Below are 27,000 nucleotides of genomic sequence, written 5' to 3'. Positions count from 1 at the left end.
ATATATTCTGGCAATATATTCACTAATAATACCTAGGGAAAATATCTGTACGCCACTGAACAATGTCATAGCTACGATAATTGAAGTCCCCGCTTCATAGGGAAGCCAAGAAACTTGGCACATTGGCACATTGGCACATACAGAATAAAATAAGAGACCGACGCTAGAAAAACTGTAATCAAACCAATACGCATAATATATTTCAACAGCTTCGAGAAGAATGAACAATACCGTCAATTGCAAATCTAATCATTTTTCGAAGCGGATATTTGGTTTCTCCAGCATACCTTTCGCCAGTCTTCACAATTACAAAAAGTAATTCTTTATACCTATGATTATCGGCAATTATGTGAAAATGATCAAGGATAATTAATGAACATCCCTATCATTATAGTTCTGTAGACTTAACAATTTCTGAACAAAATGATGTACCCATTGTAGTACAACTCGAATCAGAAAATAAAAGCTAATACCTGCAACGTGAATTAAAAACTGTCTCTATGCCGTTTTTCGTTCCTTAATACATAAGCAAAAATGAAAGCTCTCCACTTCTAATGAAGATGGAAAGCCTAGGTATAAAATAAATGTTTCCATCCTTCTTGTACCACAATAATTTTCTGTGCAACAATACACAGTACGCACACAGGTCTATTTTCCTACGCAACGTTGATTCATCGGGTCTATATTTATTATTATAAGAGGTATCGATAACAACATGTTCTAAACAGCACCCGTTATTGCAACAGGTGCACAAGTGGTGCATACACGATACAGATTTGAGCGAACCCATATGTTATCCAAATCCATAAACGAGGATTTCTCAATTTTCTACCACCGATATCGAACCAACCAATTAAGAAATCAGACCATACAAATAGTAAGCCTCCTACAAGTGGAAGCAGCCACAGACCTCCTACGGCTTGCCATAAGCCCGCAGCATACACTGCCGTGAAACCAACAAGCAGCCCATAGACCGCTGCTCCGTTCACAATAGCTCGTGGCTGTGTAGGTACATTCAGGATGCGTCTCCATACGTACAATTGTGTAACAATAAGAACGATTGCACTTGTGATGAAAGCCTCATTATATATCGTAAATCCATTTGAATTAGCAATTTGCGTAAAGGAAATCATGTAGCATAAGTGTCCGAGACCAAATGTGATCATGCCACCAATGATAGGATGACGCCACGGCAATAACGCAGCCATTGATAAATCTCCGATAAAGGAAAGAGACATCCCGGCAGCCAGCCATACATACGGAGTTGCAAAATCAGCTGATACCGCAACAAGCCAAGAGGTTACTACGAGCAAGCTGCTGAATAACATGCACAACATTTTAGGAAACTTGCGTTGTCCAGAAACGTCCTGCGAAGCTCTAAATGCCGCTGTACCTATCGTACATAATTGCGCAATCCCCACTATTATCCATATTAGATTGTTCAAGGTGACTTCACCCTCTCAACATGTTATCAGATAACATTTTTAAAAGTATGTGACTTAAGGTTATTTTAACATTTCTAATAAATTACATTAAGCACTTCATGTCTGATTGGTCCTACCGAGACAACGTATTACAAAATGGTAGTTACGGTTTTGCAGCTCGACTTGAAAATGTTATATATTTATGACCAACATAATTAAGTATCGTGAACAAGCCTGAAGCAATTAATATAGAAAGGTTTTCATACAATAAAGGTGACATATATTGCGCCATGCTCTCCGCTATTTGGATGATCCAATATCCTATATAGTACGCCGTGAAATAAGCCACGATATTAACAGCAATAAACTTGATTACGGTTGAAGTATTCGATATAGATGACTGCACTTGAAACGTATATTTTTTATTTAAAATATAGCTGCAAATACCACCTATTACATTTCCCATTGCTGTAGAAGCCCAGTAATTCAATGATACGACGTTAAATAAGACATAGATAGACGTCAAGCCAACTATCGTATTAATTACGCCCACGACTAGAAACCGGGCAAACATAAATTTTTGAAAAAAAGATTTCACCATAATAACAACCTACTCCAGTTAATTGAATCTGCTTATAAGCCTATGAAAGCTCCGCTACGATCTTCTCGCACAGCTCATGTGTACGCAAAGAACGTTCCCCGCTTGTTTCAAATGGTTGTCCATTTCTAACACAAGTAATGAAATGATCAATCATATCGACAAAGCCTCTGCGATACAACGTGGTCGTCCAATCTCCAAAAGACTGGTACTGTTCCGTCTGATTCACAAATGCGGTCGTGTGCACCATATTGTTAACCACAAACTTCTTTTGATTGCCCATCAATTCAAGACGCTCTTCCGTTATACCAGTTTGACGATGCATGATGCCAATCCCCGTTGTTTGGCCTGCGGCTACATTTAGGATAATATAATGCAACAATCCTTCTTCTATTTTTGCCTGCACGTGCATATCCACATTCGCTTTCCCCACATAAGCAAGCAAAGTATCTACCACATGAATATAGTCATCTAAAATGGTCGTACGAATGTCGGATAGTGGACCCGTTCTATTTTTCTGCATCAATATCGTTTCTGGGTGATGTATTTCTGCATTCAAATTCCGATACATGGGAGCAAATCGACGATTGAACCCTACCATAAGTCCAACACCGCGTTGTTTAGCTAGGGATACAAGCTCTTCGGTTTCACGAAGTGTATAAGCAATCGGCTTATCAACAAATACATGAACACCTGCTTCAATAAGTTCACGGACAATCAGCGGATGGGCTTCAGTAGATGCATGGACGAAAGCAGCATCAATCTTCGTAGCCACCAGTTCTTGTACGGAAGCACACTTATGTGCAACCCGATATTGCTGTCCAACTTGGCTTACAACTTCTTGATTGCGGCTGGCAATCGACAGCTCCACATCTGCTCTCGTGCCTAGAATGGGCAAGTACGCTTTCTTTGCTATATCACCAATACCGATAACTCCAATTTTCATCATTAAAATGCCTCCCACAAGATGTGATAGTCAATACCATCATACCACTTAGAAGTTCCACTCAGGTAGGTTGATCGTATTTTTATATAATGAATCTTCACAACATAATCAAAGCACAAGCATGTAAAAAGCCAATCGAGACTTATATCCTCGATTGGCTGTCGTCATTTACACACTTACAAATCTCTTTAACACGAGCAAAAGTTACCACCGCTATTGGCGGTTATACAAAACTCCCGTTCACAAATCGCCTCAATATCCGCTTGATCGTGAGAAACGAACAAACAAGTGATACCTGATCTTCGCAATATTTGAAGCAATTCTTTACGAATGTTTGCTTTGAGATGGGCATCCAAGTTGCTGAATGGTTCGTCCATCAACAAAAGAGACGGCTTAGGTGCAAGTGCACGAGCCATCGCGACACGCTGCTGCTGACCACCGCTCAACTCATGTGGGTATCGCTTCGCGTATTCTGACATCTGAACCAGCTCCAACATTTCAAGCAGTTTCTGCTTGCGTTCCGAGCGCTTTAGCTTATGCAGCCCAAAAGCGATATTATCTGCCACATTCAGATGTGGAAACAGCGCGTAATCTTGAAACACCATACCTACTCCACGCTGCTCTGTTTCTACCCAACGTGTATCATCCATCATAACGTTATGATCGATTTCAATTTTCCCCTGCTCCGGCTGCTCCAAGCCTGCAATAATACGCAGCAGTGTGCTTTTTCCACTACCACTTGCTCCCACAATGCCAACAACTTCTCCCTTCTTAATTGTAAAGGAGAGATCATCGATAATCGGCGTCTGCCTTTTGTTGTAACGGAATGTTAAGTTTTTAATAGACACATACGTCATCTCGTCTTCTCCTTTTCAATCTTCAAGATGCACAGCACCGAAATAAAACTAATCCCAATCAGCAGCAATGATGGCAGCGCTGCTTCATAAATTCGCTCATCAATAGCAAACTGGTACGTTCGTGCCGCCAACGTATCGAAATTAAATGGACGCAGCAGCATCGTTATCGGCAGCTCTTTTACAATTTCAACAAAGGTAAGGATGAAGCCCGTCACAATGGAGCCTCTTAATAGTGGCAGCTCAATCTTGAAAAAGGTACTCGCTGACCCATGTCCAAGTGTTCTTGCCGCTTCTGAGTAAGTTCGCGGAATTTTGTCATAGCCCGTTTCTATCGCATTATAACCTGTTGCCATGAACCGTATTACGTAACCTGCCAATAGCATAAATAGCGATGTGCTTAACCAAAGCATTCCCTCCCCTATACCTACAGAAGCGTAAATGGGAGATAACCATTTATCGAATTGGATACAGACTGCTAGTACACCTATTGCAATAATCGCACCAGGTACCGCATATCCAACTGTCATCAATTTCGTAAGCAAATAGGCTGGCCATGAAGACATCGTTCTCACTGTTCTTGTAGACAAAAGTGCAAATATAAGGATGACAAAGGTAGCAATAGCAGCACCACTCAAGCTGTTCAGCGTCAACTCGATGAGATCGGCAGTCCACATTTTCTCATACGTCCAAGTCGCCCACACAATTAACTGCACAACCGGAATGACAAACGACAACAAAAATACGACCATACAAAAAGCAGTGGCGCCAAATGCTGCCGCTCCCTTTAAAGGCTTCGGCGCTAGCGGCTTATTCTGCTTCATCGACGTATTGTACTGCTGATTGCGCCGCAAATATCTCTCCAGTACGAATATGCCAATAATAACAACCATGAGCCATGCCGCTAACTTCATCGCAGAGTCAACATCATACATACTAAACCACGTCTGGAAAATGGCAGTAGACAATGTCTGTACACCGAAATAGTTAGCCACTCCATAGTCGCTCAGAACTTCAAAGACGACCAGCATTAAGCCTGCAATAATAGCCGGACGTGAAATGGGAAGCACGACATTGAAAAATAAGGATAGTCGCTTATGCCCTAATAATCTTGCATTTTCAATATAAACGGCACTTTGACGCTCTAGAAACATTTTTGCAATCATAAACACATATGGGAATAAGAACAACGTTAAAATGAACACCGCGCCTCGTGTTGACATAATCTCAATCGTACCTGGACTTATATGGATATCAAATTGATTGCGCAGCGTCGCTTGTATAAAACCGGTATAACTCGTCATCGTCGCATAGGTATATGCTGCGATATAAGGAGGCACTGCTAATGGAAGCATCAAGGCCCATGTAAACCATTTTCGCAAAGGAAACGTATAGCCAACGACAAGCCAAGCGAGCACAACACCGATAGACGTAGCAAAAAAACCGGTGAATAGCACCAGTTTCAAAGAGCCTATGACATAATCAGTCAGTAGGAACTGTTTTACGGTTTCCCAATTATCGTTAGCTGGCCGAATCAACCCAGACAACACATACAGGATGGGCAGCAGAATAACTGCTGCCCCTGTTAGGCTAACGATCGTCCATACATTCATTCTTTTTTTCAAATTGATGAAAAGACGTCGTTTGTTCATATTTATTTCCAACCGACCTTATTTGCAATTTCAGCTGCTTTCGGATTTAGTTCACCATATACAGCGAAGTCCAAACCTTGATGCTTGAATGTACCCCAGCTCTTCAGCAATTCAGGCATTTCTGCCTCTTTGTTTACTGGGAATTCAAAGTTTGCTTTAGAAACCGCTGTTTGTGCTTCCTTAGCTGTCAAAAACTCGATCAATTTCAATGCATTTTCTTTGTTTTTACTATGTTTAACAAGACCTGCACCACTGATGTTCAAATGCGTACCTGTCGTCTGTTGGTTCGGGAAGAACACACCGATTTTCTCCGCTACTTTCACTTCTTCTGGATCATCAGACACAGTCATACGGCCTACATAGTACGTATTCATAATCGCCACGTCACCTGTACCAGCTACTACTGCTTTCGCTTGATCGCGGTCGCCACCTTCAGGATCACGCGCTAGATTAGCGGCAATACCTGCTGCCCATTTCTCAGCTTCTGCTTCACCGTTAAGAGAAATAAGAGACGCTAGCAATGATTGATTGTACAAGTTCGTTGAAGAACGAACGAGCAGCTTGCCTTTCCACTTATCTGTTGCCAAATCTTCATACGTAGACAATTGGCTTGGATTTACACGATCTTTTGCATATACAATGACACGTGCACGTGTGGACAATCCCACCCAATGGCTATCTTTATCGCGCATGTCTGCCGGAACTTGAGCATCAATAGCAGCCGATTGGATCGGTTGCAGCAAATCAGCTGTCTTCGCAGTATTGAGGATACCGCCATCTACGGTAATGAACAAATCTGCTGGTGTGCTTGCACCTTCACGCTTCAAACGTTCGATAAGTTCTGGTGCCTTGCCTTCAATTACATTGACTTTGATACCCGTTTGTTCTGTAAACTTCGCATATAGTTCAGCATCTACATCGTAATGACGTGCTGTATAAATGTTTACTTCGTTGCTTGCTTTCGTTGCTGGCTCCTTAGCTGCTTGTCCAGCATCTGGGGCAGTGGACTTGTTACCTCCAACACAACCTGCCAACAACGTCATAATCATGACAATCGTAAGCAGCATAACTGATTTTTTGAAGTTTCTCTTCTTCATCTTAGGTGATCCCCCTAGTCTGTAATTTACGTTCAACGAATGAAGCTGGGTGCTAGTTCGATATTTCCAACACATCGCTACTAACACTTCTGTTATCATTCTCACTCATTTCTCATTGATAATGATAATCATCTGCAATTTCTATCGTTACTATAACGAATGAAAATGTGAAAACGGTGTGAAAAACAAAATAATTACTCGATTTTTTTAAATGTATCATGTTGAAATGTACAGATGGTTTGATAGCTGCGAATGTACGTTCTATAATAGAAAGGTGATTTCATTTGCGAAATTACGCAGTCTACAACATAGGATGTTTTCGATGCTAGTCGAATGTTAGAAGTAGCAATGGAGTCCAACAATGGAAAAGGAGATTTCTTAAAATGGCAACTTCAAATAAAACGCTAAGAACTTGTGAGCATGGGCACAACTACTATAAAAGCAGTGATTGTCCAACTTGTCCCGTTTGTGCACAAAAAAGCAAACCCGAAACCGGATTTCTTTCGCTTCTGTCCGCACCTGCAAGACGAGCGTTGGAGCATCATGGAATAACAACGTTGCAGCAGCTCTCCGCCTATAGCGAGAAAGAAATTTTACAACTGCACGGTATGGGACCAGCGTCATTACCCAAGCTACGGGCCGCTTTGCAAGAAAGTGCACTCTCGTTTAAAAATTAAAATAAGGACCTCATTCTCCCTATAGAGCGGAATTGAGGTCCTTTCGTTTACGTTTATCTATCGAATTCACTTACTTCCAACCTGCTTGCTGAAACAACTCCACAACCTCAAGTTGATAATTACCAAGCTCCGCATAGTTAATAACCTGCGCCTTAAATGAACCCCACTCCTTTAACAAAGCCGGCATTTCTGCTGCCTCGTTAACAGGGAATTCATAACTTTCACCCGATAATAAGGTTTGTCCCGCTTGACTCGTCATGTATTCAATAAGCTTTATCGCATTCTCCTTGTTCTTTGCATGCTTGGTCAGCCCCACACCGCTCACATTCATGTGAACCCCTGTCGTTTGTTGGTTCGGAAAATACACACCTAGGCGACTAGCGGCTCTCACCTCATCTGGCTTGTTGGAGTTAAGCATCTGTCCAATGTAATAACTGTTTATGAATGCAACATCCCCAATTTTATCAACAATAGCATACGCTTGTTCCCGGTCGCCGCCTTCTGGCTGACGTGCCATATTGGCTGCTATTCCATTAGCCCACTGCCCCGCTTCTACTACACCGTTAAGCATAATGAATGAAGCTAGCAGCGACTGATTGTACAAGTTCGCAGAGGAACGTACCAACACACGACCTTTCCACTTCTCACTCGTCAAATCTTCATACGTAGACAACTCCTCGGGCTTCACCCGATCTATTGCGTACACAATGACACGCGCACGAGCTGAAATAGCTGTCCAATGATCGTCCACATCCCGCCAACGCTCATCTACTTGCTCAACAAGAGCAGTCGAACGTATAGGCTGAAGGACATTATTTTGCTTCGCAGCTTGCAGGGAGCCGCCGTCTACCGTGATAAACAAATCTGCCTCGGTATGCTCTCCTTCTCTTTTCAACTGATCGATCAATTCGTCAGCTGTTCCCTTCACTTCATTGACCTTAATGCCAGTAGCTTTTGTAAATTGTTCAAACAACTTCCGGTCAACCGTATAATGCCGCGACGTATATACATTGACAACTGACTCTTTATTCACAGCAGCCTGCTCTCTCTTGTTAGGGATGAGGTTATCGTTTGTGTTCTCCCCCGTACGGTTCACTATGGCACTGATCGCACCTATCAAAAGGACAACTAGCACCACCAGTGAGACGGTTATGACGGAAACTTTCTTATTCATTAGCACATACCTTTCAATCTTCTGATAGTCATTCTGATGATTTACTTCTTGATGCAATAGGCAATGAAACGGTCACTTCCGTCCCTTTCGCATACTCACTTTGAATCATGAACTTGCCATCATATTTTTCTATAATTCGCTTAGCAATGGACAATCCGAGTCCATTCCCACCACGTTCACGGCTTCTCGCGCTCTCTACTCGGTAGAACCGATCAGTTACATGAAGCAGATCTTCCTTCGGAATACCTATTCCTCTATCTGTGATGACGATCTGTACCATATCCATATCTTTATATCCCGCTGCCTGGATATGGATATGAGCTTCGTTGGAAGAATACTTAACAGCATTATCTAAAATAATGAGCATCACTTGTTCAAAATGCTGTTCACCTATAGCGAGGGACGTTTCCATCACTGATTGTACCTCGGTTTCAAATTGAAACGAAGGATGGATGAGAGTAAGCTTCTGAATAAGCGATTGAATCCCTTCACCTAGCTTGGATACCGTACGATATGGCTCTCCGTCAAGATGCTCTGCACGGTTGAGTTCCAACAACTCTTGAACTAGTCCTTTCAGGCGAAGCAATTCCTGCATAGACGCTTGCAGTGATTCTTCAAGGACAGCAGGCTCATTCTTGCCCCAACGCTGAAGCAATCCTAGATGTCCTTCAATGATTGCAATCGGTGTGCGCAGCTCATGCGATGCATCTTCTACAAATTGAGTTTGCTGATGGAAAGATTGCTCCACTTGATCCATCATCTCGTTGAACAGAACAAGGAGCCTGCCAACCTCGTCACCCTTATTTTGAATCGGAACGCGCTCTTGCAACCCTTTTTGCTTCACCTTGCGTATCGTGAGGGCCATGGACTGTATTGGTTTTAACATTTGCCATGCCAATATCCCTCCACCAAGGCCACACAGAACCACCGCACCCAACCCAAAAACAAACATCATTTGAGCATATGCAGCACTTAGCTGCGTAAAGCCATCCATACTCTTCACGATTTCAATCGTTCCGTTAAATTGAAACACCGTAATTGGGCTTCTCATCACTAGAAATGAGCGTCCATTCACTTCCGTTAGTACGATTTCCGATTTCGTCACAGGATGAGGCTTCAACCATTCATCAGATACATGACTTGAAACTGTAACGATCGTTTCCCCACGCTGATCCATTAAACGAATCAATTGGTTAGGTGCATTTACTCTATAAAATAATTGACGAATGCTCGCATGCGCCTTATTCTGCAGTGCATATTCATTTTCAAGAAGCTCGTTCAGCAGCTGGTTCATATTCACTTGAATTTTTGCCTTCTCTTGACCCAACATCCATTTTTCCATATACACATATTGAACAGCATTATAGGCCATAAAAAGGACAAATAAGATAAAGGATGACCACAGCGTAAGCTTCCACTTAATTGGCATTCGCAAGAATAAGTTAATCGTTGATGGCAGCTTCATTTACGCATCACATAGCCGATACCACGCAATGTCTGAATATAGCTATCCTGACCAACGGTATCTATTTTTTTACGCAAATATCTTATATAGCCATCTACTACATTCATATCAACTACGGCTTCGTAGCCCCATACTTTGTTCAACAATATTTCTCTGCTCAGCACTCGATTTGTATTTTCCATCAAGGCAACAAGCAATGCATACTCTCGCTTCGTTAGCTCAATTTCGGCAGCGCCTTTCTTGACGATTCTTGCATCGAGGTTAATGGTTAAGTCTTTGAATACCAATCGTTTATATGGCGGTTCCTCATGTTCCTCTTGTCGACGGAATACAACGCGAATACGTGCCAGCAGTTCCTCAATCGCAAATGGTTTTGGAATATAATCATCCGCTCCACTGTCCAATCCTTCCACGCGATCAGCTATACGATCTTTCGCTGTTATCATAATAATCGGTGTTCGACTGTGCGCACGAATTTGTCGGCACACTTCAAGTCCATCTATACCTGGCAGCATCCGATCCAGCAGGATCAAATCCCAGTGCTCTTTCATGGCAAGTTGAAGACCATCTTGACCATTAGAAGCAGTGCCTACCGAAAACGATTCATGCTGCAGCTCTAGCTCGATAAAGCGTGATAAGTTTTTCTCGTCTTCAATAAGCAATATTTTCTTCATTATGGATTCCTTTCTTACATGATGCACATCATGTATAACCTGACATCACAATTCGACATCATCTTCTATATGTTGTAGTATATATCAGGATTGCTATATTGAGAATCCTTATCATCTATGTTCATTCGTTTAGTTGTGTACATAAGTAATTTAGTCGAGCAGATCGTATCGGAATAATTGGGTCACACGTACTGTTCTCCATCCGTATACTAATATCCAGCCATTTATTGGGTAACAATTTAATAACGAGGTGATTCCTATATGAAGCAAAAGAAAAAACTAACGTTCAATGACTTTTTTGAACTAAGTTTATACCTGATTTGTACGGTAACGTTTGTTTACTATTTGGTAATCGGAAATGGCGGAAAAGTATTTCAATCCGCTTTGATTATTGTCGTACTGCTGCTGCTGCGTGGGTTACTTACATGGACGAAAAGCGATCTTCCCTTTGCACTGCGCTTCTCGATTCTATTTTTTATCGCGCTTGCCATGTTGATTGCCAACTTATTTAATATGTATGGTGTAATTCCGCATTTGGACAAAATTGAGCATCTGCTCTCTGGGGTCATACTTTGTTTCGTCGGACTGTTTATCCTAGGGAAAAAGGTACGTCGTCATCGCAGCCAAATTGCTCCCTCTATTGCAATCTGGTTTGCCTTCTTCTTCTCGGTCGCAATGGCTGGCGTATGGGAGATCTATGAGTTCACCGTTGATGGCTTGTTAGGGTTCAAATCACAAAATGGAAGTTTGTACGATACGATGCTGGACATTATTTGTGGAACTGTTGGCGCTATCGCTACTGCTTTCTATCTTGTGTTCAAAGTTAAAAAGGACCCGAATTCTCTTTTCGACTCAAAATAGCAATCCGTGAAACTGTGAGTCATATCCGACTCACCATCGAGCAACGAAAGCTGGTCATGCAGCACACATTCCACTGCATCTGCATAGCCAAATGAACATTGTAATAGTGATAAGAACGAAACGGTATGTTCGAGGATTCTATGTTTTTCTGATTTCATAAATGGAACTGGTTCGAACAAATAAAGAGGCTGCCAACCTGCCATCAAGTGCTAGGTAACAGCCTCTTTGTTCGTATTCTCATATGTTATAACCTAGAAGCATTTTGATCCTGCGAAAAGTGTAAATTCCATATGACTAATGTCAATCCACTACGATTTGGATTTCGCCAATAAGTACAAGAAATACGGTGCTCCGATAATAGCTACTACGATACCTGTTGGCACATCTGTTGAGAAGCTGCGGCTGATCGTATCTGCCGCAATAACAAGCAAGGCTCCTGCTGCTGCTGCGGTTGGCAGAAGAAATTGATGCTTCGGACCAATAAGACGCCTAGCTAGATGCGGTCCAATGAGGCCCACAAAGCCAATGCTGCCGCTTACTGCTACACAGGTGCCAGCTAGTCCAACCGAGGCAGCAAGCATAACGATCTGTTGTTTTGATACATGGGCCCCAAGTCCAGTAGCTGTCTGTTCCCCAAGATTCAGTACATTTAGCATTCGTGATTTGTAACATACATAGGGCATGATTACGACAATGAATGGAACTAGTGCCAACACGTAGTTCCAAGTCGTATGCTTCATACTGCCTGCCAACCATGTGGCCACGAATTGATAATTGTCTGGATTCAGTTTAAGCGTAAGTACAATCATGGCGGAACTAATACCTGCTGCTACCGCTACCCCCGTCAATAACAGACGTGTCGGTGATAGATTCTGATGTCTTTTCATCGATAATAGAAATACAAGCGCTGCTGCTATTCCTGCTCCACCCCATGCCACTAATGGCAAAATAAATATGGATGCTTGACTATTCGTTTCATAGAAAGATATAAACAGCATAACCGCTAACCCTGCACCTGCATTAATGCCCATAATACCTGGGTCTGCTAGTGCGTTGCGAGTAACAGCTTGCATAATCGTACCCGCGACAGCTAACCCTGCACCTATTAAAATTGACATGACCATACGGGGCAGTCTGAATTCAAATAAGATCAGTTCCTGTCTGTCTGTACCTGATCCGACTGCTGTCCGCAGCAGTTCAAGCGGAGACAGACGAATATGGCCTGTATTCATACTTATAATAAATAAGACTACGATGCTGATCGCTAACACAGCCATAACCGTACGATAGCGTCTACGTTTTAACTGATCTGCTATTTCAAAATAAGCTTGATTCACGCCTACATCCCTCTCCTCTCTTTACGAGCCAAGTATAGAAAGAACGGTACCCCAATTAACGCAATAAGCGCACCAACCGGAGTCTCATGTGGCGGGTGAATCATACGTGCTGCCAAATCAGCAAAAACGACAAGCAAGCTGCCAATTACAGCGGAACATGGAATGATCCAACGATAATCAACCCCTACTAAATATCGTGTAAGGTGTGGAACAATCAACCCTACGAAACCAACAGCGCCTACAACCGATACAGCTGTCCCCGCCAATATAAGAACGATTAGCATCCCTAGCGCTCGAATCGTGCGAACATGATGCCCTAATCCTTTTGCCACATCTTCGCCGAGGCTTAGTATCGTTATTGATCGTGACAGCATAATAGCTCCGATTAATGCCGCGCATACCCACGGAAACAACATTTTGAGATGATTCCAATCCGTCCCTGATACGCCACCTGCATACCAGAACGCCAAGTCTTGTCCAATCCCGAATTGCAGTGCGATTCCTTCACTAGCAGCAGACAGCAATGCCGTTAAGGCAGAACCAGCGAGCACAAGCCTTACTGGTGTCAGTCCCCCTTTTGCCATTGAACCTATCCCATATACGATACCAACTGCTATTCCTGCTCCAATAAAGGAAAACAAAATGAGATACATATAAGGCAAACTCGGTAAAAAGGCAAAGCAGACCGCCAGCATAAAGGCTGCCCCAGCATTTAAACCAAGCAGACCGGAGTCTGCAAGTGGATTGCGAGTCATTCCTTGCATCATAGCTCCAGCGACGGCAAAGCATGCGCCGATCATCGCAGCGCCAAGTATGCGTGGTAATCGAACATCCTGAATGACATGATGCTGACTGACATTCGGATCAAAATGAAAAATAGCATTCCATACGGTAGCGAATTCAATATTAGCAGCTCCAAAACAAATCGAAATCGCCATACCTAAAGGCAGCGCGATAAGTCCACCAATAAGAATGATTGATGCGGTCCACGGACGAGTGCGAATCTTCGTTGTCGTTGTTGTAGTTAATTCTTTAGTTGTTGTGGCCTGTACTGGTGTCGAAACAACGGTGTCTGAATACGAATTAGCTCTTTGACTCATACCTGTCACCTTCACACCTATCCGTTATGATATTGATAATCATTTTCATTTATACGTTTATTATTTTAAGCTTAATTCCTGAATATTACAATGCATCATTGAATTCATTTTATTGTAAAACGTGCTAATTGCTCACCGAATCTTTATTTCCTCAGATCTCCATGCTTTACTTTACGTTGCTTGAAAAGCACGAAAGAAGCTGCCTTGACAACAATCAAGACAGCCTCTGCTCTTATTCAACAACGAATAAATTAGAAGAACGATCATTCCCCCTGCTTCAGCTTTCAGCGGGCACAGGCTGTTCCTTCGCCGAGCTTGGCTTCACAGGTTTGCAAATCGTAGCAGCCGCATCACTGTCTCGAATGAACATCGCTATGCATGCGCCTAGAAGCAGGAACCCAGCAGCTACTAGCAATGCAACGCGATAGGCCAGTAGATTTGGCTCTGCCTGTCCTACAGCGTTCACCGTACTTGTGCCGATGAAGGCTAGCGTACCAGAGAGGATAGCAAGCCCCAACGCAGGTCCAAGTCTACCTTGCATCGCAAACCAAGTCGTCGCGCGTCCCATCGACACTGGAGGAATCGTTGCAAAGGCAGCGATTTGTACGGAGCCCACCGTTTGGCCGAGAAAAATACCTACTCCAAACAATAGTCCACGAATAAACCATGGATTCGTATTGGCATCTACCGTACTAAGCGTAATGAATATGAGCGCTGTTACTACAAAGCCTATGACCATGACACGCTTCGGACCAAACCTTGGATACGTCCACGGTACTAACTGAGATGCAATCATAAGCCCGATTGCCTCTGGAAACGTCGTTAATCCCGTTTCCAATGCAGAGGCATGCAGCGCATTTTGATACATCAGTGGAAACACGTACAGCATCCCAAGCAAGCCTGCTGACGCACAGATGGAAACAAGCCCAGTTGTGCGAAACAAATGATTGCCCAGCAGCCGCAAATCCAATAGCGGCTGACTGACCTTTAGTTCTACTTTAACCAGCAGAGTTAACAGTACGATCCCGATGGTTCCAGCCCCCCATACTGCTGGTGAGCTCCAACCATGGATTGGTCCTTGGGTAAGCGCGTACATGACAAGCGCAAGACCTGGTGCACATAAAAGGAACCCAGGCACATCTAACTTGCCGACATTCGGCTGCTTATTCTCCTTCAACCAGAACAACCCGAACAATAACGCTGGAATGCCGATAGGCAGGTTCACATAGAAAATCCAACGCCAAGTAAAATGCTCGACTAGCATTCCGCTTACAATAGGCCCAACCGCAGGAGCAATCGCGATTGGCAGTATGAGTGAGCGGGATACTTTCGCTCGCTCTTCCGGTGGAAAGGTGCGGAATAACATCGCCATCCCTACTGGCGTGAGCAAACCTCCCCCAATTCCTTGAATGACGCGGAATATCGTCAATGTCGTTAAATTTTGCGCAAAACTGCACAATGCTGAGGCTCCAGTGAAAATGGCGAGCGCAAGTAAGAACGTTCGCTTCGTCCCCCACTTGTCGCCAAGCCAACCCGCCATCGGTAGGACGATGGCGAGACTAACTAAATAGCCGACATTCAAAATCCCAGATGCAGCTGGCGGAACATCAAGCTCTTGGCTTATCGTCTGGAGCGCTACGTTAAGTACGGTCGCATCCATCGCCACCACAAACATCGCGGCGACGTAGACGATGCACATTACTTTACGCGGGTTTAACCACGCGCTCATTGCTAGCTCCCTGCAACTTGCTCTTCCTCCGCATACAAACTGCGCGGCCGCAAGTCTACCCAATTCTCATTAATATAAGCTGCGCATTCCTCACGTGTCTTTGGCCCAAGCACTTGACTCCAACCATTTGGCACGACCGCGAAAGCTGGCCAGAGCGAGTATTGCCCTTCGTCATTGATTAATACAAGATAAGTTCCGTCCATTTGCTCAAATGGATTACTCATAGATCAATTCACTCCCTTTCGAAGGTGTCTGTCTTGTTTGTGAAGCAGCCTCAAGCTTGCTAAAAATAACTTTTCCGATATAGTCAAGCGGTCCTGGCTGACATAAATCTTTATGGCGACACTCGATATCATGACGCTCTATCTTCCCTCCTAAATACGGGAGCCACATTTCTGGGTCAATCGGCTCAAACCAATCAGGAATGATCGTCGAGTGGAAGAACAGCATATTGCCCTCGAACTTTTTAGGGGCGAACGTCTTAAGCAGTTGAACAGAATTCTCATAGGTCGTCTTCAAATTCAAAATCGTCTCAATCTCAAGTGACGCCAACGCACTGCTTTCATTACGCAATAGCTCAAGTGCACCAGTGATCGTTAGCGGCTCGCCTCCCAGCTTTTCTTCAATCAGCTCTCTATCAAATCCGCCGAGCGCAAGCAGCGCTGTCAATGCCTCATCTTCATCTGGTACATCTTTGATCGGTAAGTAATGACTTGGAAATGCGTCAAGAATAGCGAGCAATTCGATTTCTTCTCCCGCTTCTTGCAGTTGCACCGCGATAGCTTGCGCCACATTGCCGCCTAGTGACCAGCCAAGCACTCGATAAGGACCTTTAGGCTGGACACTGCGAATATGAGCAATGTAGTCAGCTGTCATTTCTTCCAATGACTGTGGCCGGGCTTCATCTTGAACAATCCCGCGTGCTTGCAAGCCATATATCGGATAATTCATACCGAGATGTTTCATTAAACCTGCGTAGCACCAACTTAGGCCACCAGCAGGATGCACGCAGAACAACGGAAGTTGATCGCCATGTGAACGCAATGGGAGAAGGATTTGCAGCGCACTGTTGCCGCCGCTCATTTCCAACTTATCAATAAGTCCTGCTACCGTTGGCGCTTCGAAAAGTACCGCGATGCTCAACTCTTTCCCTAATGCTTCACGTACTCGACTTATAAGCCGAACCGCCAACAAAGAGTGTCCACCAAGCTCAAAGAAACTATCGTCGATGCTCACTCGCTTGACATTCAAAATCTCAGCGAACAGCTCACACATGACTTCTTCCTGCGGTGTTCTTGGATTTCGACCATCTGTGTCCAACGCCACATCTGGGGCTGGAAGTGCTTTCCGATCTAATTTACCGTTAGTAGTTAAAGGCAGCTTGTCCATAAATAGGAACGCCCACGGAACCATGTAATCCGGTAGTGAAGCAGCGGCAAATCTCCGCAGCTCTGTTGCCTCAACAGCCTCATTTGATTCGCTGACGACATAAGCAGCAAGTCGCTTGTCACCTGGTTGATCTTCTCGCACAATGACCGCTACCTGAGCAACCTCTGGATGACGAATGAGAACCGATTCAATCTCGCCAAGCTCAATACGGAAACCACGTATTTTCACTTGATGATCCGATCGTCCTAAGTAATCTAATGATCCGTCTGCAAGCCGCTTCGCTAAATCACCTGTGCGATACATTCTAGTTCCCGGTGGTCCATAAGGATCTGCTACGAATCGATCAGCCGTCAAGTCAGGACGCCCCCAATATCCGCGCGCCAAACCTGCGCCTGCCACATACATCTCTCCGATTACGCCGCAAGGAACCGGCTGCAGCTTATTATCCAGCACGTACACTCTAAGGTCAGGTATCGGCACGCCGATAATACTACTCGCCCCTGGAACCGCACTGTATTGGTTCAGTTCGATATAACTCACATGAACGGTCGTCTCTGTAATACCATACATATTAATTAAGCGCGGTGCATCGTCAGCATGACGGCTGTACCAATCCTCTAATCTACCGAGCTCCAATGCTTCTCCACCGAATACAACATAACGCAGCTTCAGCTTCTGACCCAGATCCGGTCGTTCACGGTCTGCCTGCATCAGTTGATAAAAAGCTGACGGTGTTTGATTCAGTACCGTCACACCTTCTTGCACCATCAAGGTCAACATTTCATCTGGCGCTCTGCTTATGCGATGAGGGACGACGACAAGACGCCCACCGTATAGCAATGGTCCCCATATTTCCCATACCGAGAAATCAAATGCATAGGAATGGAATAGCGTCCATACATCCGTGTCATCGAAATGGAACCAGTGATCCGTCGATTTAAATAATCGCACAACGTTTTGATGAGGAACGATCACACCTTTTGGCTTTCCTGTTGATCCTGAGGTGTAAATGATATAAGCAGCGCTCAACGGCATGAGCATTCCATTGCGCTCGCTATTCGTTGGATTCTCTTTCGAATAGCGTTGCAGACGCACAGACACTTCCATATCATCGATGACAATGCGAGGCAGGCTCGACGCATTTGGAATCTGATCACTGACATGCGTGCTTGTAATTAGACAAGCAGGGCATGAATGCTTCATCATGTAAATCAGTCGATCTTCGGGATAATCCGGATCGAGTGACAAATAGGCAGCTCCAGCTTTGAGTACAGCTAGGATGCCCACGACCATCTCAATCGATCGAGGGAGTGCCAAGGCAACAATCTGCTCCGTGCTTACGCCTGTCTCAATTAGTAGACGAGCAAGCTGATTAGCACGGTCATTCAATTCTTTATAGGACAGGGATACTCCTTCGAAAATGATAGCTGTTGCTTGTGGAGAACGAGCAACTTGTGATTCAAACATCTCTGGAATCGTCATCTGCTCCGTACTGGGCAGTGGTGTGCTCCATTGTTGAAGCAGATCATCACGCTCTTGAACGGTTAGTATATCAAGTTTACTTATTGGTTTACTTGGTTCACTGACTGCACTTTGCAATACACGCATATAGCGTTCACCCATCGCTTCAGCCGTACCTCGCTTGAATAAGTCCGTGCTGAATTCGATCAAGCCATCCACTCCATCTGGAGCCCCATGTGCATCGCGGCGCTCTGTCAGTTCCAACGTTAAGTCAAACTTCGCCGTGCCTACGCTCTGCAATTGCAACTTTGCCTGCACGCCAGGCAGCCTAAGCTCAGCGTCTGGTGTATTTTGCAAAACGAGCATCACTTGGAATAGTGGGTGCCTCGAACGAGAACGAGGTGGATTCAATGCCTCTACGAGTCGTTCAAATGGTACATCTTGATGCTCAAAGGCTGACAAACTCATCTCACGCACTCGTTTAAGCAGCTCATCGAAATGCGGGTCACCTGACGTATCGACACGGAACACAAGCGTGTTAATGAAGAAACCGATCAGATTGTCCACGTTGTCATCATTCCGACCTGATATTGGACTACCAATAGGGATATCCGTACCTGCACCAAGGTTCGTGAACAAGGTCGCTAATGCGGATTGGAACACCATAAATAAAGTGGCACGATTGCTGCGAGCAAGTTCTTTCAACTGTCGATGCATGTTGCGGTCGATATGGAATGCTACCGTATCCCCCTGATAGCTAGCAACATTAGGACGCGGATAGTCCATTGGAAGCTCTAGCTCCTCCGGCAAATAACGAAGCTCATTCGTCCAATAATCCAGCTGACGAGCGATAAGGCTATCATCATCTGAGCTGCCAAGCAGCTCATCCTGCCAAATCGCATAATCTGCGTACTGCACCGACAACTGCGGCAATATAGGGTCCTTGCCTTCACAACGTGCCGTATAAGCCGCGGAAAGCTCTCGCGTCATTGGCGTGAGCGACCAGCCATCACCTGCAATATGATGCAGCAGCAGCAGAAGTACATGCTCCGTATCGCTTAATTTGAATAGCTCGACACGCAGCGGTGTTTCTGTTGCGAGTTCGAAGCTGTATCTGACTGATTCCATCAACTGCTCTGACAGCGCTTCCTCGCTGGTTACGGTTACGCGGACCTCAGGAACAGCCCGATTAGCATCTAATATAAGCTGTCTTGATGCGCCCATTTCATCCGGGTAGACCGTTCGCAGTACCTCATGTCTAGCAACAACATCACCGAGCGCAGCTTGCAGTGCATCCAGCTTAATCTCGCCCGATAAACGCGCTACGAGCGGGATATTATACGTCGGACTTGGACCCTCCAAACGATACAAGAACCATAACCGCTGCTGGGCAAAGGACAATGGAATTTGATCAGGTCTTACAGCAGGACGTATAGCAGGTCTCGCTGCTTGGGCATGATCAAGCAGTTTGGCCAGATTGGCTGCCGTTGTTGCCTCAAACAGTCTGCCAATGCTCATCTCCACGTTAAATGCTTCGCGGACTCGAACCATGACTCTTCCAGCAAGCAGCGAATGCCCACCAAGCGCAAAGAAATCATCGTCAATAGTGACGCGCGGTATTTCCAGTACTTCTTGGAAAATCATACAAAGCATTTCCTCCTGAGGAGTGCGCGGGGTACGTCCCACCGTCATTAAGCTCGGATCAGGAGCAGGCAGTGCTTGGCGATCCACTTTCTTATTCGGTGTCATCGGCAGCTCATCGAGCATGACGATAACGGATGGAACCATATATTCCGCCAGTTTACCTGCTGCAAAACGACGAAGCTCGTTCACATCCACAGCGTTCGCACAATCAGCACGCAGCACAACGTAAGCTACTAATCTACGATCACCAATTCGATCCTCACGTACGATGACAGTCGCCTGTTCGACATCAGGATGGTCGATTAGGACGGATTCGATTTCCCCCGTCTCAATACGGAAGCCCCGCAGCTTGATCTGATGATCCGCACGCCCCAAATAATCGATCCAGCCGTTATTCATCCATCTGGCAAGATCACCAGTTCGGTACATTCGTGAGCCAGGTGCTCCGAATGGATCGGCAACGAATCGCTCAGCCGTCAAGTCAGGTCGACCTATGTAGCCTCTGCCTAGACCAGACCCTGCTATATACAGCTCACCTGTTACACCCGGCGGTACGGGTGATAACGACGAATCGAGCACATATAGCTTCGTATTCCCGATCGGCTCACCAATCGATGGCTTTTCACGCTCACGATCCAATAAAGCAGCCGTTGAATAGATCGTCGTTTCTGTCGGGCCATATTGATTGTTTACTTCACAATTCAACTCTTGCAGCGCAAGCTTAAGCCCAATTGGCAGTGCTTCTCCACCTGTAATTACCTTCAACTGCTCGAACTTCTCAGGTTGGCTGGAAGCAATCGCCTGCCACAGCGTTGGGGTGGCTTGCATAATCGTCGTGCCCGTCTCTCTCATTCTGCATATTAAAGCAGATGTATCTAGAATTGTATCCTTTACTACGATGTCAAGTGTCGAACCGCATATAAGCGGCAGCAATACTTCCATAACCGATATATCAAACGAAATCGTCGTAACAGACAACCAGCGATCCTGCTCACCGATGGCGATACGTTGACGCATATCGAACAGCAAGTTAGCAAGACCTTCAAACGTCAACATGACGCCTTTGGGTCGTCCTGTCGAACCAGAAGTATAAATAACATAAGATGGGTGAAGCGGCGACAATTGCGCCGTACGATCAGCAGCTATTGGATTGGCGACAGATTGAGCCGCTAGTGTAAGAATCATCGCAGGATCATCCAGCATGACAATAGCATCAGATGGAATGAGATCCACAAAGCTCGAAGCCATCTCCTGTGAAGTGATTAGGCACATCGGCCTCGCATCTTCCACCATGTACATAATCCGTTCCGTTGGATAATCAGGATCAACTGGTAAATAAGCTGCCCCTGCCTTATGCACAGCTAAAATGGAAATAATCATATCAACCGACCGTGGCAAGGATAGAGCAACAATTTGATCAGGCCCTACACCTCTGCCAATAAGCATATGAGCAAGCCGATTTGCTTGTTTGTTCAATTCTTCATAGGTAAGCACGGCTTCTTCGCAAATGACCGCCTTGGCCTGCGAAGTGCGAGCGACTTGTTCCTCGAACCATTCAGACACACTCGATGAAGGAAGAAGTTGAGACGTATCGTTCCATTCGTACAATACTTTATCCCGTTCTTCAGGCAAAATAATAGATAGACGCCCAACTGGTTCAGCAGGATTCACTTCTGCAATCGTGTTAAGCAAATACAAGAAACGTTGCAAATGCGATTGCACTTCTGCTTCACTATATATCGCTGGATTCGCATCTACACTAATGCTAATTCCTTTGCCATCCAAGCTTCCGTGTACATTAAATGTCAGATCGTCTACCGGACCAGCAGCAATATTGCGTACTACGCCTGTATGCCCTCCAAAACTCAATTGTTCTACAAACGGCATGACATTAATAAGTGGTCCGAATAGCCTGCGATTATCGCCTAGTAGTTTCAAATCCCGTCGCATATCCTGATGTCTATATCGTTGATGCCTTCTAGTACTACGTATTTCTCGGGTTACTTGCTTTAATAATCCCTCTAGGCTCATCACTGGTGATACGTTAATCCGCAGCGGGAGCAAGTTCATTACCATGCTTGGTACGCGCAAGGAAGAAGATCCTAAGCGGCACATTACCGGCAATCCTAGTACAACATCACTAGTACCCGTCATGCGATGTACATAAAGTGCCGCAGCCGCAACCATGACATCCGGCCAACTTGTCCCCGATAATTGTGCCGCATCCTGCCAGTGCCGCAGCAGCCCCTCTGGAAGCTCCGCTGATCGACGCAAGAAGCTTCGTGCGGTTAATTGTGCGTGTCCGCCTAAGCTTACAACTTCAGGTTCATCAGCAAAGCGATCTTGCCAGTAGGCCCGATCTTTCTCATACTGCTCCGAATGCTGATAGGCGATATCTTCTTCCAAGCTCAAACGATAGGAGCCAAAGCCACCTTCGACCAGAGAATCCCCGCTTACGAAGCCCGAATAAATTTGTGCTACTCTTCGCATAAGGAGCGAAACAGCAAAGCCATCGATTACAATATGATGAATGCGCTGGTACCAATAATATCGATCAGCTGCAATTTTAAAGAGTGCTTCCGTAAACAACGGTCCTACACTCAAGTTAATAGCAGACGCGACATCACTCTCCATCCACGCTTGCGCAGTTTGATGAGGATCAGCTTGCTCACTTACATCAATGACATGAAACTGCCAATCCGATGAAGAATCGATAAGCTGCCAAGGTCCCTCCGCATCTTCCCCAAAGCGAACATGCAATGCTTCTGCTTCCATAACGGTTTGACGTACCGCTGCCTCGAACCGAATCGGATCAATAGCTCCGTGAATCCCCACACATTCTGCAGTATTGAATATCGGATTGCTCGGATCAATCTGCTGTGCGAACCAAATGCCTGCCTGTGCGCCAGACAGGGGCCAACGTTCCCTCTTCCGTTCCAGCATAGAGTTATCTCCTTTACACGGTATAGTAATCATAATTAGGAAGCGGCATATTCATTTTCTGCGACAATAGCTTCCACCAGCTTGCCAAGGTAGGCTGCTCCGCTAGTTCCACAAAACTGATAGGGATACCAGCACGACGCCAACGCTCAGCCAAACTCATTATTCGAATGGAATCAAGTCCCCAATATTCGATTAAATTGTCATCTGCACCTATATCAGCAGGCTGCTCCTGCAAAAGAGCCGCTACGTCTTCCTGCAACGATTGCTCGGAAAGAATGCACTGTTCAGCTTGGGAAGCACCTTGATCCTGTTCATTAGCATTTGCACACATATCCATACTTGGCGCAGCTAAACACTCAGCAGAACCAGCAACCTGTGCTCGACTTGTAGATGAGATAAGACGATCAGTCGTAATCGTAACCGCACAGCGTTCAGCAGCATAAGTAAGTGCCATACGATGCTTCTCTTCTGAAAAATCAGCAAGCGCATCGGCGATAAAGAACGGTTGAATATCCTGCATAAATGCTTCACAAGCCGTAAGCAAGCAGCCAATATGTGCATATATTCCGCATATCATAAGCTGATCGCGACCTTGCTCGCGCATCAGTTCGGTCATATTCGTCTTTTGAAATGCACTATATCTCCATTTCGTGAGCAAAATATCTTGTTCATTGGGAGCAACTGCATCCACAAATGTCTTCTGATAAGGACCATCATTAATCCCCGAACCCCAGAAATCTTGCAGCAATCCGCGCTGCTCAATCGTCTGGCCACCCGGTTGTGCTGAATAGACAACCGGAATTCCCTGCTCCGCACAGTAGGCTCTCAGCTTCTGAATATTTGCGATCAGCTCCACCACAGGCGATTGCTCAGGTGTAAAAGCATCTATGAAATATTGCTGCATGTCATGAATAAGCAGTACCGCGCGATTAGGATTTACCGTCCAAGCAACTTTATTTTTAGGCAGCTCACTTTCTAAAGGCATTGAATAAGGCAATATAGTAGGAAGAGCCATCAAATCTCCTCATTTCTGCAGTATTTGGGATAAATCATGTAATAGATTGTTTTCGAGCCAGGTATCAATGTGTTAAGACCTTCTGTTTGGCGGCTATGAACTCACGCAAACTCTTTTTGCTTACTTTACCTACTCCCGTTTGAGGAAACTCGTCCATGAATTCTACCCGATCAGGTATTTTATAAGCGGCAAGTCCTCTGTGCCTAAGAAATACTTTAAGCTCGTTACCTGTCACTGCTGAATCGTGAGTAATAATGAAGGCACAAGTTCGCTCGCCAAGAAATTCATCCGGCATTGCAACAACAGCCGCATCATGCACAGCTGGATGAGCAAGCAAATGATTCTCAACTTCCTCAGCGGCTACTTTATCGCCACCGCGATTAATTTGGTCTTTTGACCGCCCTTCGATTACTAAGTACCCTTCAGGAGTCATACTGGCCAAGTCACCTGTACGATAAAATCCATCTGCGGTAAAGGCCTTCTCATTATGTTTCTCTGCCTTATAGTAGCCTCGTATCGTATAGGGACCACGTGTCAACAACTCGCCTACTTCACCCGCTGCAACTTCGTTATCATCCTCATCTACAATCCGCACTTCATCATAAGGGGACATAGGGCGACCTTGCGTATTTATAATAATTTCGTGTGGATCATGCAAGCGCGTATAGTTAACAAGACCTTCAGCCATGCCATATACTTGCTGCAGCTTGCAGCCCATTACAGAATGGACTCGCTTAGCTAATTCCGAACTGAACTTGGCGCCGCCCACTTGAAGGACTTCAAGCTTCGATAGTTCATGGCGACGAGATTCCGCTGCATCAAGCCACACAATCGCAAGCGGCGGAACGAGCGCCGTAATCGTCACTCCCTCATTAGCGATAAGTGGAAACGCCACATCTGGACTTGCTCTCCGAGCGAGCACAACCTTCCCGCCCGCATACAAGGTTCCCAATACGCCTGGTGAACTGAGCGGGAAGTTATGCGCCGTAGGCAGTACAGCCAAATATACGCTGTCCTTGCTGAGCTCACATATTTCCGCACTCATGCGCAAACTGTACATATAGTCATCATGCGTTCGCGGGATAAGCTTAGGCAGCCCAGTCGTTCCACCTGACAGCTGAAGGAATGCGACGTCACTCGATTGGGGTCCATCAGGCTCCCCATCTTGTAACTCCTCTCCCTTGTCCATGTACAGATTATGCATGGCATGGAACTCGTCCGAACTTGGGTCTCCTGCAACAATGACATGGCGCAGACTAGGAACTGCTTTTTTCACTTTTGCTGCCAGTTCGCAATAGTCATAGCCCGCATCCTTGTCTGGAATGATATAAGCGGCTGCCTCACTAAATTCGCATAAGTAAACAATTTCATTTTCACGATGAACGGGCAAGGCAAATACAGGAAGCGCTCCAATCTGAAACAAGGCAAATATCGTATCAAAAAATGGGGCAATGTTCGGCAGCTGAACGATAACCCGATCCTGCTTCTTTATTCCTAAGTGCCGAAATCCAGCTACAAGACGATTCACTCTATGATCAAGCTCCGCATAGCTCACTTTTTGATCACCGCAAACAACAGCGATATGCTCGCCAAGCGCTAATGCTCGCTGTCTCAACATTTCTCCAAATGTGATCCCTTCCCAGCATCCGTTTTGACGATAACGCTCTGCAAATGGTTCTGGCCATGTTAGGCACCCTGCCAGCATCATGTATCCCCCTCCTAGGTCCTACGGCTCTTATTCATTCAAGCCCATTGCAGCGAGCATGGTACGGAACTTAGCCGACGTTTCGGCAAGCTCTGATTCAGCACTAGAAGCTGCCACAATTCCCGCTCCCGCGTACACTTTCATTGATAGACCTTCCGTATCCGCACAGCGTATGGTTACAGCCCATTCACCGTCACCATTTTCATCCGTCCAGCCAACTGCACCTGTATAAAATCCACGATCAAATGGCTCGATCTCCTGAATGACGTCTCTAGCCAAGTCAGTAGGTGTGCCGCATATGGCTGGTGTTGGATGCATCGCCAAAGCAAGGTCAAGTGATGTAATCGATTCGTCCTTCAATACCCCATTTAATTCTGTAGAAAGATGCCACATAGCCTTCGTTTGTACAAGCGATGGTTCTGAAGGAACCTCCAGTTTGCTGCAATACGGTCCAAGCGCTTTTGCAACCGCTTCGATCACGATGGCATGCTCATATCGATCTTTAGTGGATGCCAATAATGCGGCAGCTCTCCGCTCATCTTCAACTGGATCATTACTGCGTGCAGCAGAGCCTGCTAATGGATTAGCCTTAATTTGAAGTCCCTTCTTCGTTACAAGTAGCTCAGGGCTAGCCCCAACTAGCGTTCTAGCTGATTCATTGGAAACAGTACCAGAATTCGATGAAGATGATTGCTCAGGCACTAATGGAACGGCAAATGTATAACCATGGGAATGATAAAAAGCTAAATGAGCTAACAATTGGGGAATTTGCAAAGCTTGAGGTAAAGATATATGCAGCGTTCGGGAGAGCACTGCTTTTTGAAGCACACCTTCACGAAAGAGCTCTAACAATCGATTGACACCATGCTTGAATTGTTCTGGCTCTGGGACAGGCTGTACTTGATAATTGGATATTTGCGGCCTTTCTGGTGCCCGATCTGATGCAAATTTTAGAGCATCATACATTTCGACAGCACCTGGTATGAACAGATGCGCTGGCTTGTCCGCATGGAAAGGTATCGCGCCTACGACGATCGATTGCGTTCGCCCTGCTCGTTTTGCTGTCTCCAGCAGTTCTGCTACGCGTTGTGGCAGTGATTTGGACTCAGAACCTGTCGGATAGGATAGTCTTGCATATTCGCCTTGGGTTAACAACGTTTTTCGTGGTGAGGAGAAGAAGAAAGACGAGCCTGTTCGATATTGTTTAATCAGTTGCTCGGCATCAGCAACGGTGAGCGTTTCAACATTCAACATA

General features: G+C 45.3%; 19 protein-coding genes. 2 read left to right on the top strand and 17 right to left on the bottom strand.

Translation table 11 applies throughout. The features are described 5' to 3' along the window. Window positions 1-734: 734 nt before the first annotated feature. The 6 genes from H580_RS0120920 to H580_RS0120895 form a co-directional block, all read right to left on the bottom strand. Entirely contained in the window at window positions 735-1,445 is a 711-nt protein-coding gene (locus H580_RS0120920; RefSeq protein ID WP_028596519.1) for a lysoplasmalogenase, read from the bottom strand. A gap of 142 nt (window positions 1,446-1,587) precedes the next feature. Then, entirely contained in the window at window positions 1,588-2,025 is a 438-nt protein-coding gene (locus tag H580_RS0120915; protein ID WP_036605598.1) for a GtrA family protein, read from the bottom strand. 40 nt (window positions 2,026-2,065) lie between these two features. Beyond that, entirely contained in the window at window positions 2,066-2,971 is a 906-nt protein-coding gene (locus tag H580_RS0120910) for a Gfo/Idh/MocA family protein (RefSeq protein WP_084509430.1), read from the bottom strand. 185 nt (window positions 2,972-3,156) lie between these two features. Further along, window positions 3,157-3,825: an ABC transporter ATP-binding protein gene (locus H580_RS0120905; RefSeq protein ID WP_028596516.1), complete on the bottom strand. Its 669-nt coding sequence runs from the start codon at window positions 3,823-3,825 to the stop codon at window positions 3,157-3,159. After that, window positions 3,822-5,474: an ABC transporter permease gene (locus tag H580_RS0120900; protein WP_036605597.1), complete on the bottom strand. Its 1,653-nt coding sequence runs from the start codon at window positions 5,472-5,474 to the stop codon at window positions 3,822-3,824. The genes H580_RS0120905 and H580_RS0120900 overlap by 4 nt, the downstream gene beginning before the upstream one ends. 2 nt (window positions 5,475-5,476) lie before the next feature. Next, on the bottom strand, window positions 5,477-6,571 hold the full coding sequence (locus H580_RS0120895) for a Fe(3+) ABC transporter substrate-binding protein (RefSeq protein WP_028596514.1): 1,095 nt from the start codon (window positions 6,569-6,571) through the stop codon (window positions 5,477-5,479). Between the two features lie 383 nt (window positions 6,572-6,954). Between H580_RS0120895 and H580_RS0120890 the strand changes: the two genes are divergently transcribed. After that, window positions 6,955-7,248, top strand: coding sequence for an RNA polymerase alpha subunit C-terminal domain-containing protein (locus H580_RS0120890; protein WP_028596513.1), 294 nt, complete (start codon window positions 6,955-6,957; stop codon window positions 7,246-7,248). 70 nt (window positions 7,249-7,318) lie between these two features. Here H580_RS0120890 and H580_RS0120885 read toward each other — a convergent pair whose 3' ends face one another. From H580_RS0120885 to H580_RS0120875, 3 genes are read right to left on the bottom strand one after another with little or no spacing between them, the layout of a single operon-like run. Next, complete coding sequence (locus H580_RS0120885; protein WP_028596512.1) at window positions 7,319-8,422, bottom strand: Fe(3+) ABC transporter substrate-binding protein; 1,104 nt, start codon at window positions 8,420-8,422, stop codon at window positions 7,319-7,321. A 28-nt stretch (window positions 8,423-8,450) separates the two neighbouring features. After that, a complete protein-coding gene (locus tag H580_RS0120880) occupies window positions 8,451-9,887 on the bottom strand; it encodes a sensor histidine kinase (protein WP_028596511.1) in 1,437 nt (478 codons plus the stop codon). After that, window positions 9,884-10,561 (bottom strand): response regulator transcription factor, encoded by a 678-nt coding sequence (locus H580_RS0120875; RefSeq protein ID WP_028596510.1) that lies wholly within the window; start codon window positions 10,559-10,561, stop codon window positions 9,884-9,886. The genes H580_RS0120880 and H580_RS0120875 overlap by 4 nt, the downstream gene beginning before the upstream one ends. Before the next feature lie 261 nt (window positions 10,562-10,822). On the opposite strand from H580_RS0120875, the gene H580_RS25035 reads away from it, so the two are divergent. Next, on the top strand, window positions 10,823-11,422 hold the full coding sequence (locus H580_RS25035; RefSeq protein WP_051217620.1) for a DUF2238 domain-containing protein: 600 nt from the start codon (window positions 10,823-10,825) through the stop codon (window positions 11,420-11,422). Window positions 11,423-11,730: 308 nt separating this feature from the next. On the opposite strand, the gene H580_RS0120865 is transcribed toward H580_RS25035, so the two are convergent. The 8 genes from H580_RS0120865 to dhbC all read right to left on the bottom strand — a co-directional run bounded on the left by H580_RS0120865 (window position 11,731) and on the right by dhbC (window position 26,999). Continuing rightward, window positions 11,731-12,699 (bottom strand): FecCD family ABC transporter permease, encoded by a 969-nt coding sequence (locus tag H580_RS0120865; protein WP_051217647.1) that lies wholly within the window; start codon window positions 12,697-12,699, stop codon window positions 11,731-11,733. 62 nt (window positions 12,700-12,761) lie between these two features. Beyond that, a complete protein-coding gene (locus tag H580_RS25030; protein ID WP_084509428.1) occupies window positions 12,762-13,859 on the bottom strand; it encodes a FecCD family ABC transporter permease in 1,098 nt (365 codons plus the stop codon). Window positions 13,860-14,136: 277 nt separating this feature from the next. Continuing rightward, window positions 14,137-15,588, bottom strand: coding sequence for an MDR family MFS transporter (locus H580_RS0120855; RefSeq protein WP_028596508.1), 1,452 nt, complete (start codon window positions 15,586-15,588; stop codon window positions 14,137-14,139). 2 nt (window positions 15,589-15,590) lie between these two features. Further along, window positions 15,591-15,812 carry an MbtH family protein gene (locus H580_RS0120850; protein WP_028596507.1) on the bottom strand — a complete coding sequence of 74 codons (222 nt, stop codon included), beginning with the start codon at window positions 15,810-15,812 and terminating at the stop codon, window positions 15,591-15,593. Next, window positions 15,805-23,025: an amino acid adenylation domain-containing protein gene (locus H580_RS0120845; RefSeq protein ID WP_028596506.1), complete on the bottom strand. Its 7,221-nt coding sequence runs from the start codon at window positions 23,023-23,025 to the stop codon at window positions 15,805-15,807. The genes H580_RS0120850 and H580_RS0120845 overlap by 8 nt, the downstream gene beginning before the upstream one ends. A gap of 13 nt (window positions 23,026-23,038) precedes the next feature. Further along, window positions 23,039-24,040, bottom strand: coding sequence for an isochorismatase family protein (locus H580_RS0120840; protein WP_028596505.1), 1,002 nt, complete (start codon window positions 24,038-24,040; stop codon window positions 23,039-23,041). Between the two features lie 64 nt (window positions 24,041-24,104). Continuing rightward, window positions 24,105-25,745, bottom strand: coding sequence for a (2,3-dihydroxybenzoyl)adenylate synthase (locus H580_RS0120835; protein WP_028596504.1), 1,641 nt, complete (start codon window positions 25,743-25,745; stop codon window positions 24,105-24,107). Between the two features lie 30 nt (window positions 25,746-25,775). Then, window positions 25,776-26,999: an isochorismate synthase DhbC gene (gene dhbC, locus H580_RS0120830; RefSeq protein ID WP_028596503.1), complete on the bottom strand. Its 1,224-nt coding sequence runs from the start codon at window positions 26,997-26,999 to the stop codon at window positions 25,776-25,778. Window position 27,000: the final 1 nt, after the last annotated feature.

The sequence above is a fragment of the Paenibacillus assamensis DSM 18201 genome (assembly GCF_000422445.1).
GTDB lineage: Bacteria > Bacillota > Bacilli > Paenibacillales > Paenibacillaceae > Paenibacillus_B > Paenibacillus_B assamensis.
The sequence above is the reverse complement of the archived record's forward strand: the minus strand, read 5'-3'. Positions and strand labels throughout refer to the sequence as shown.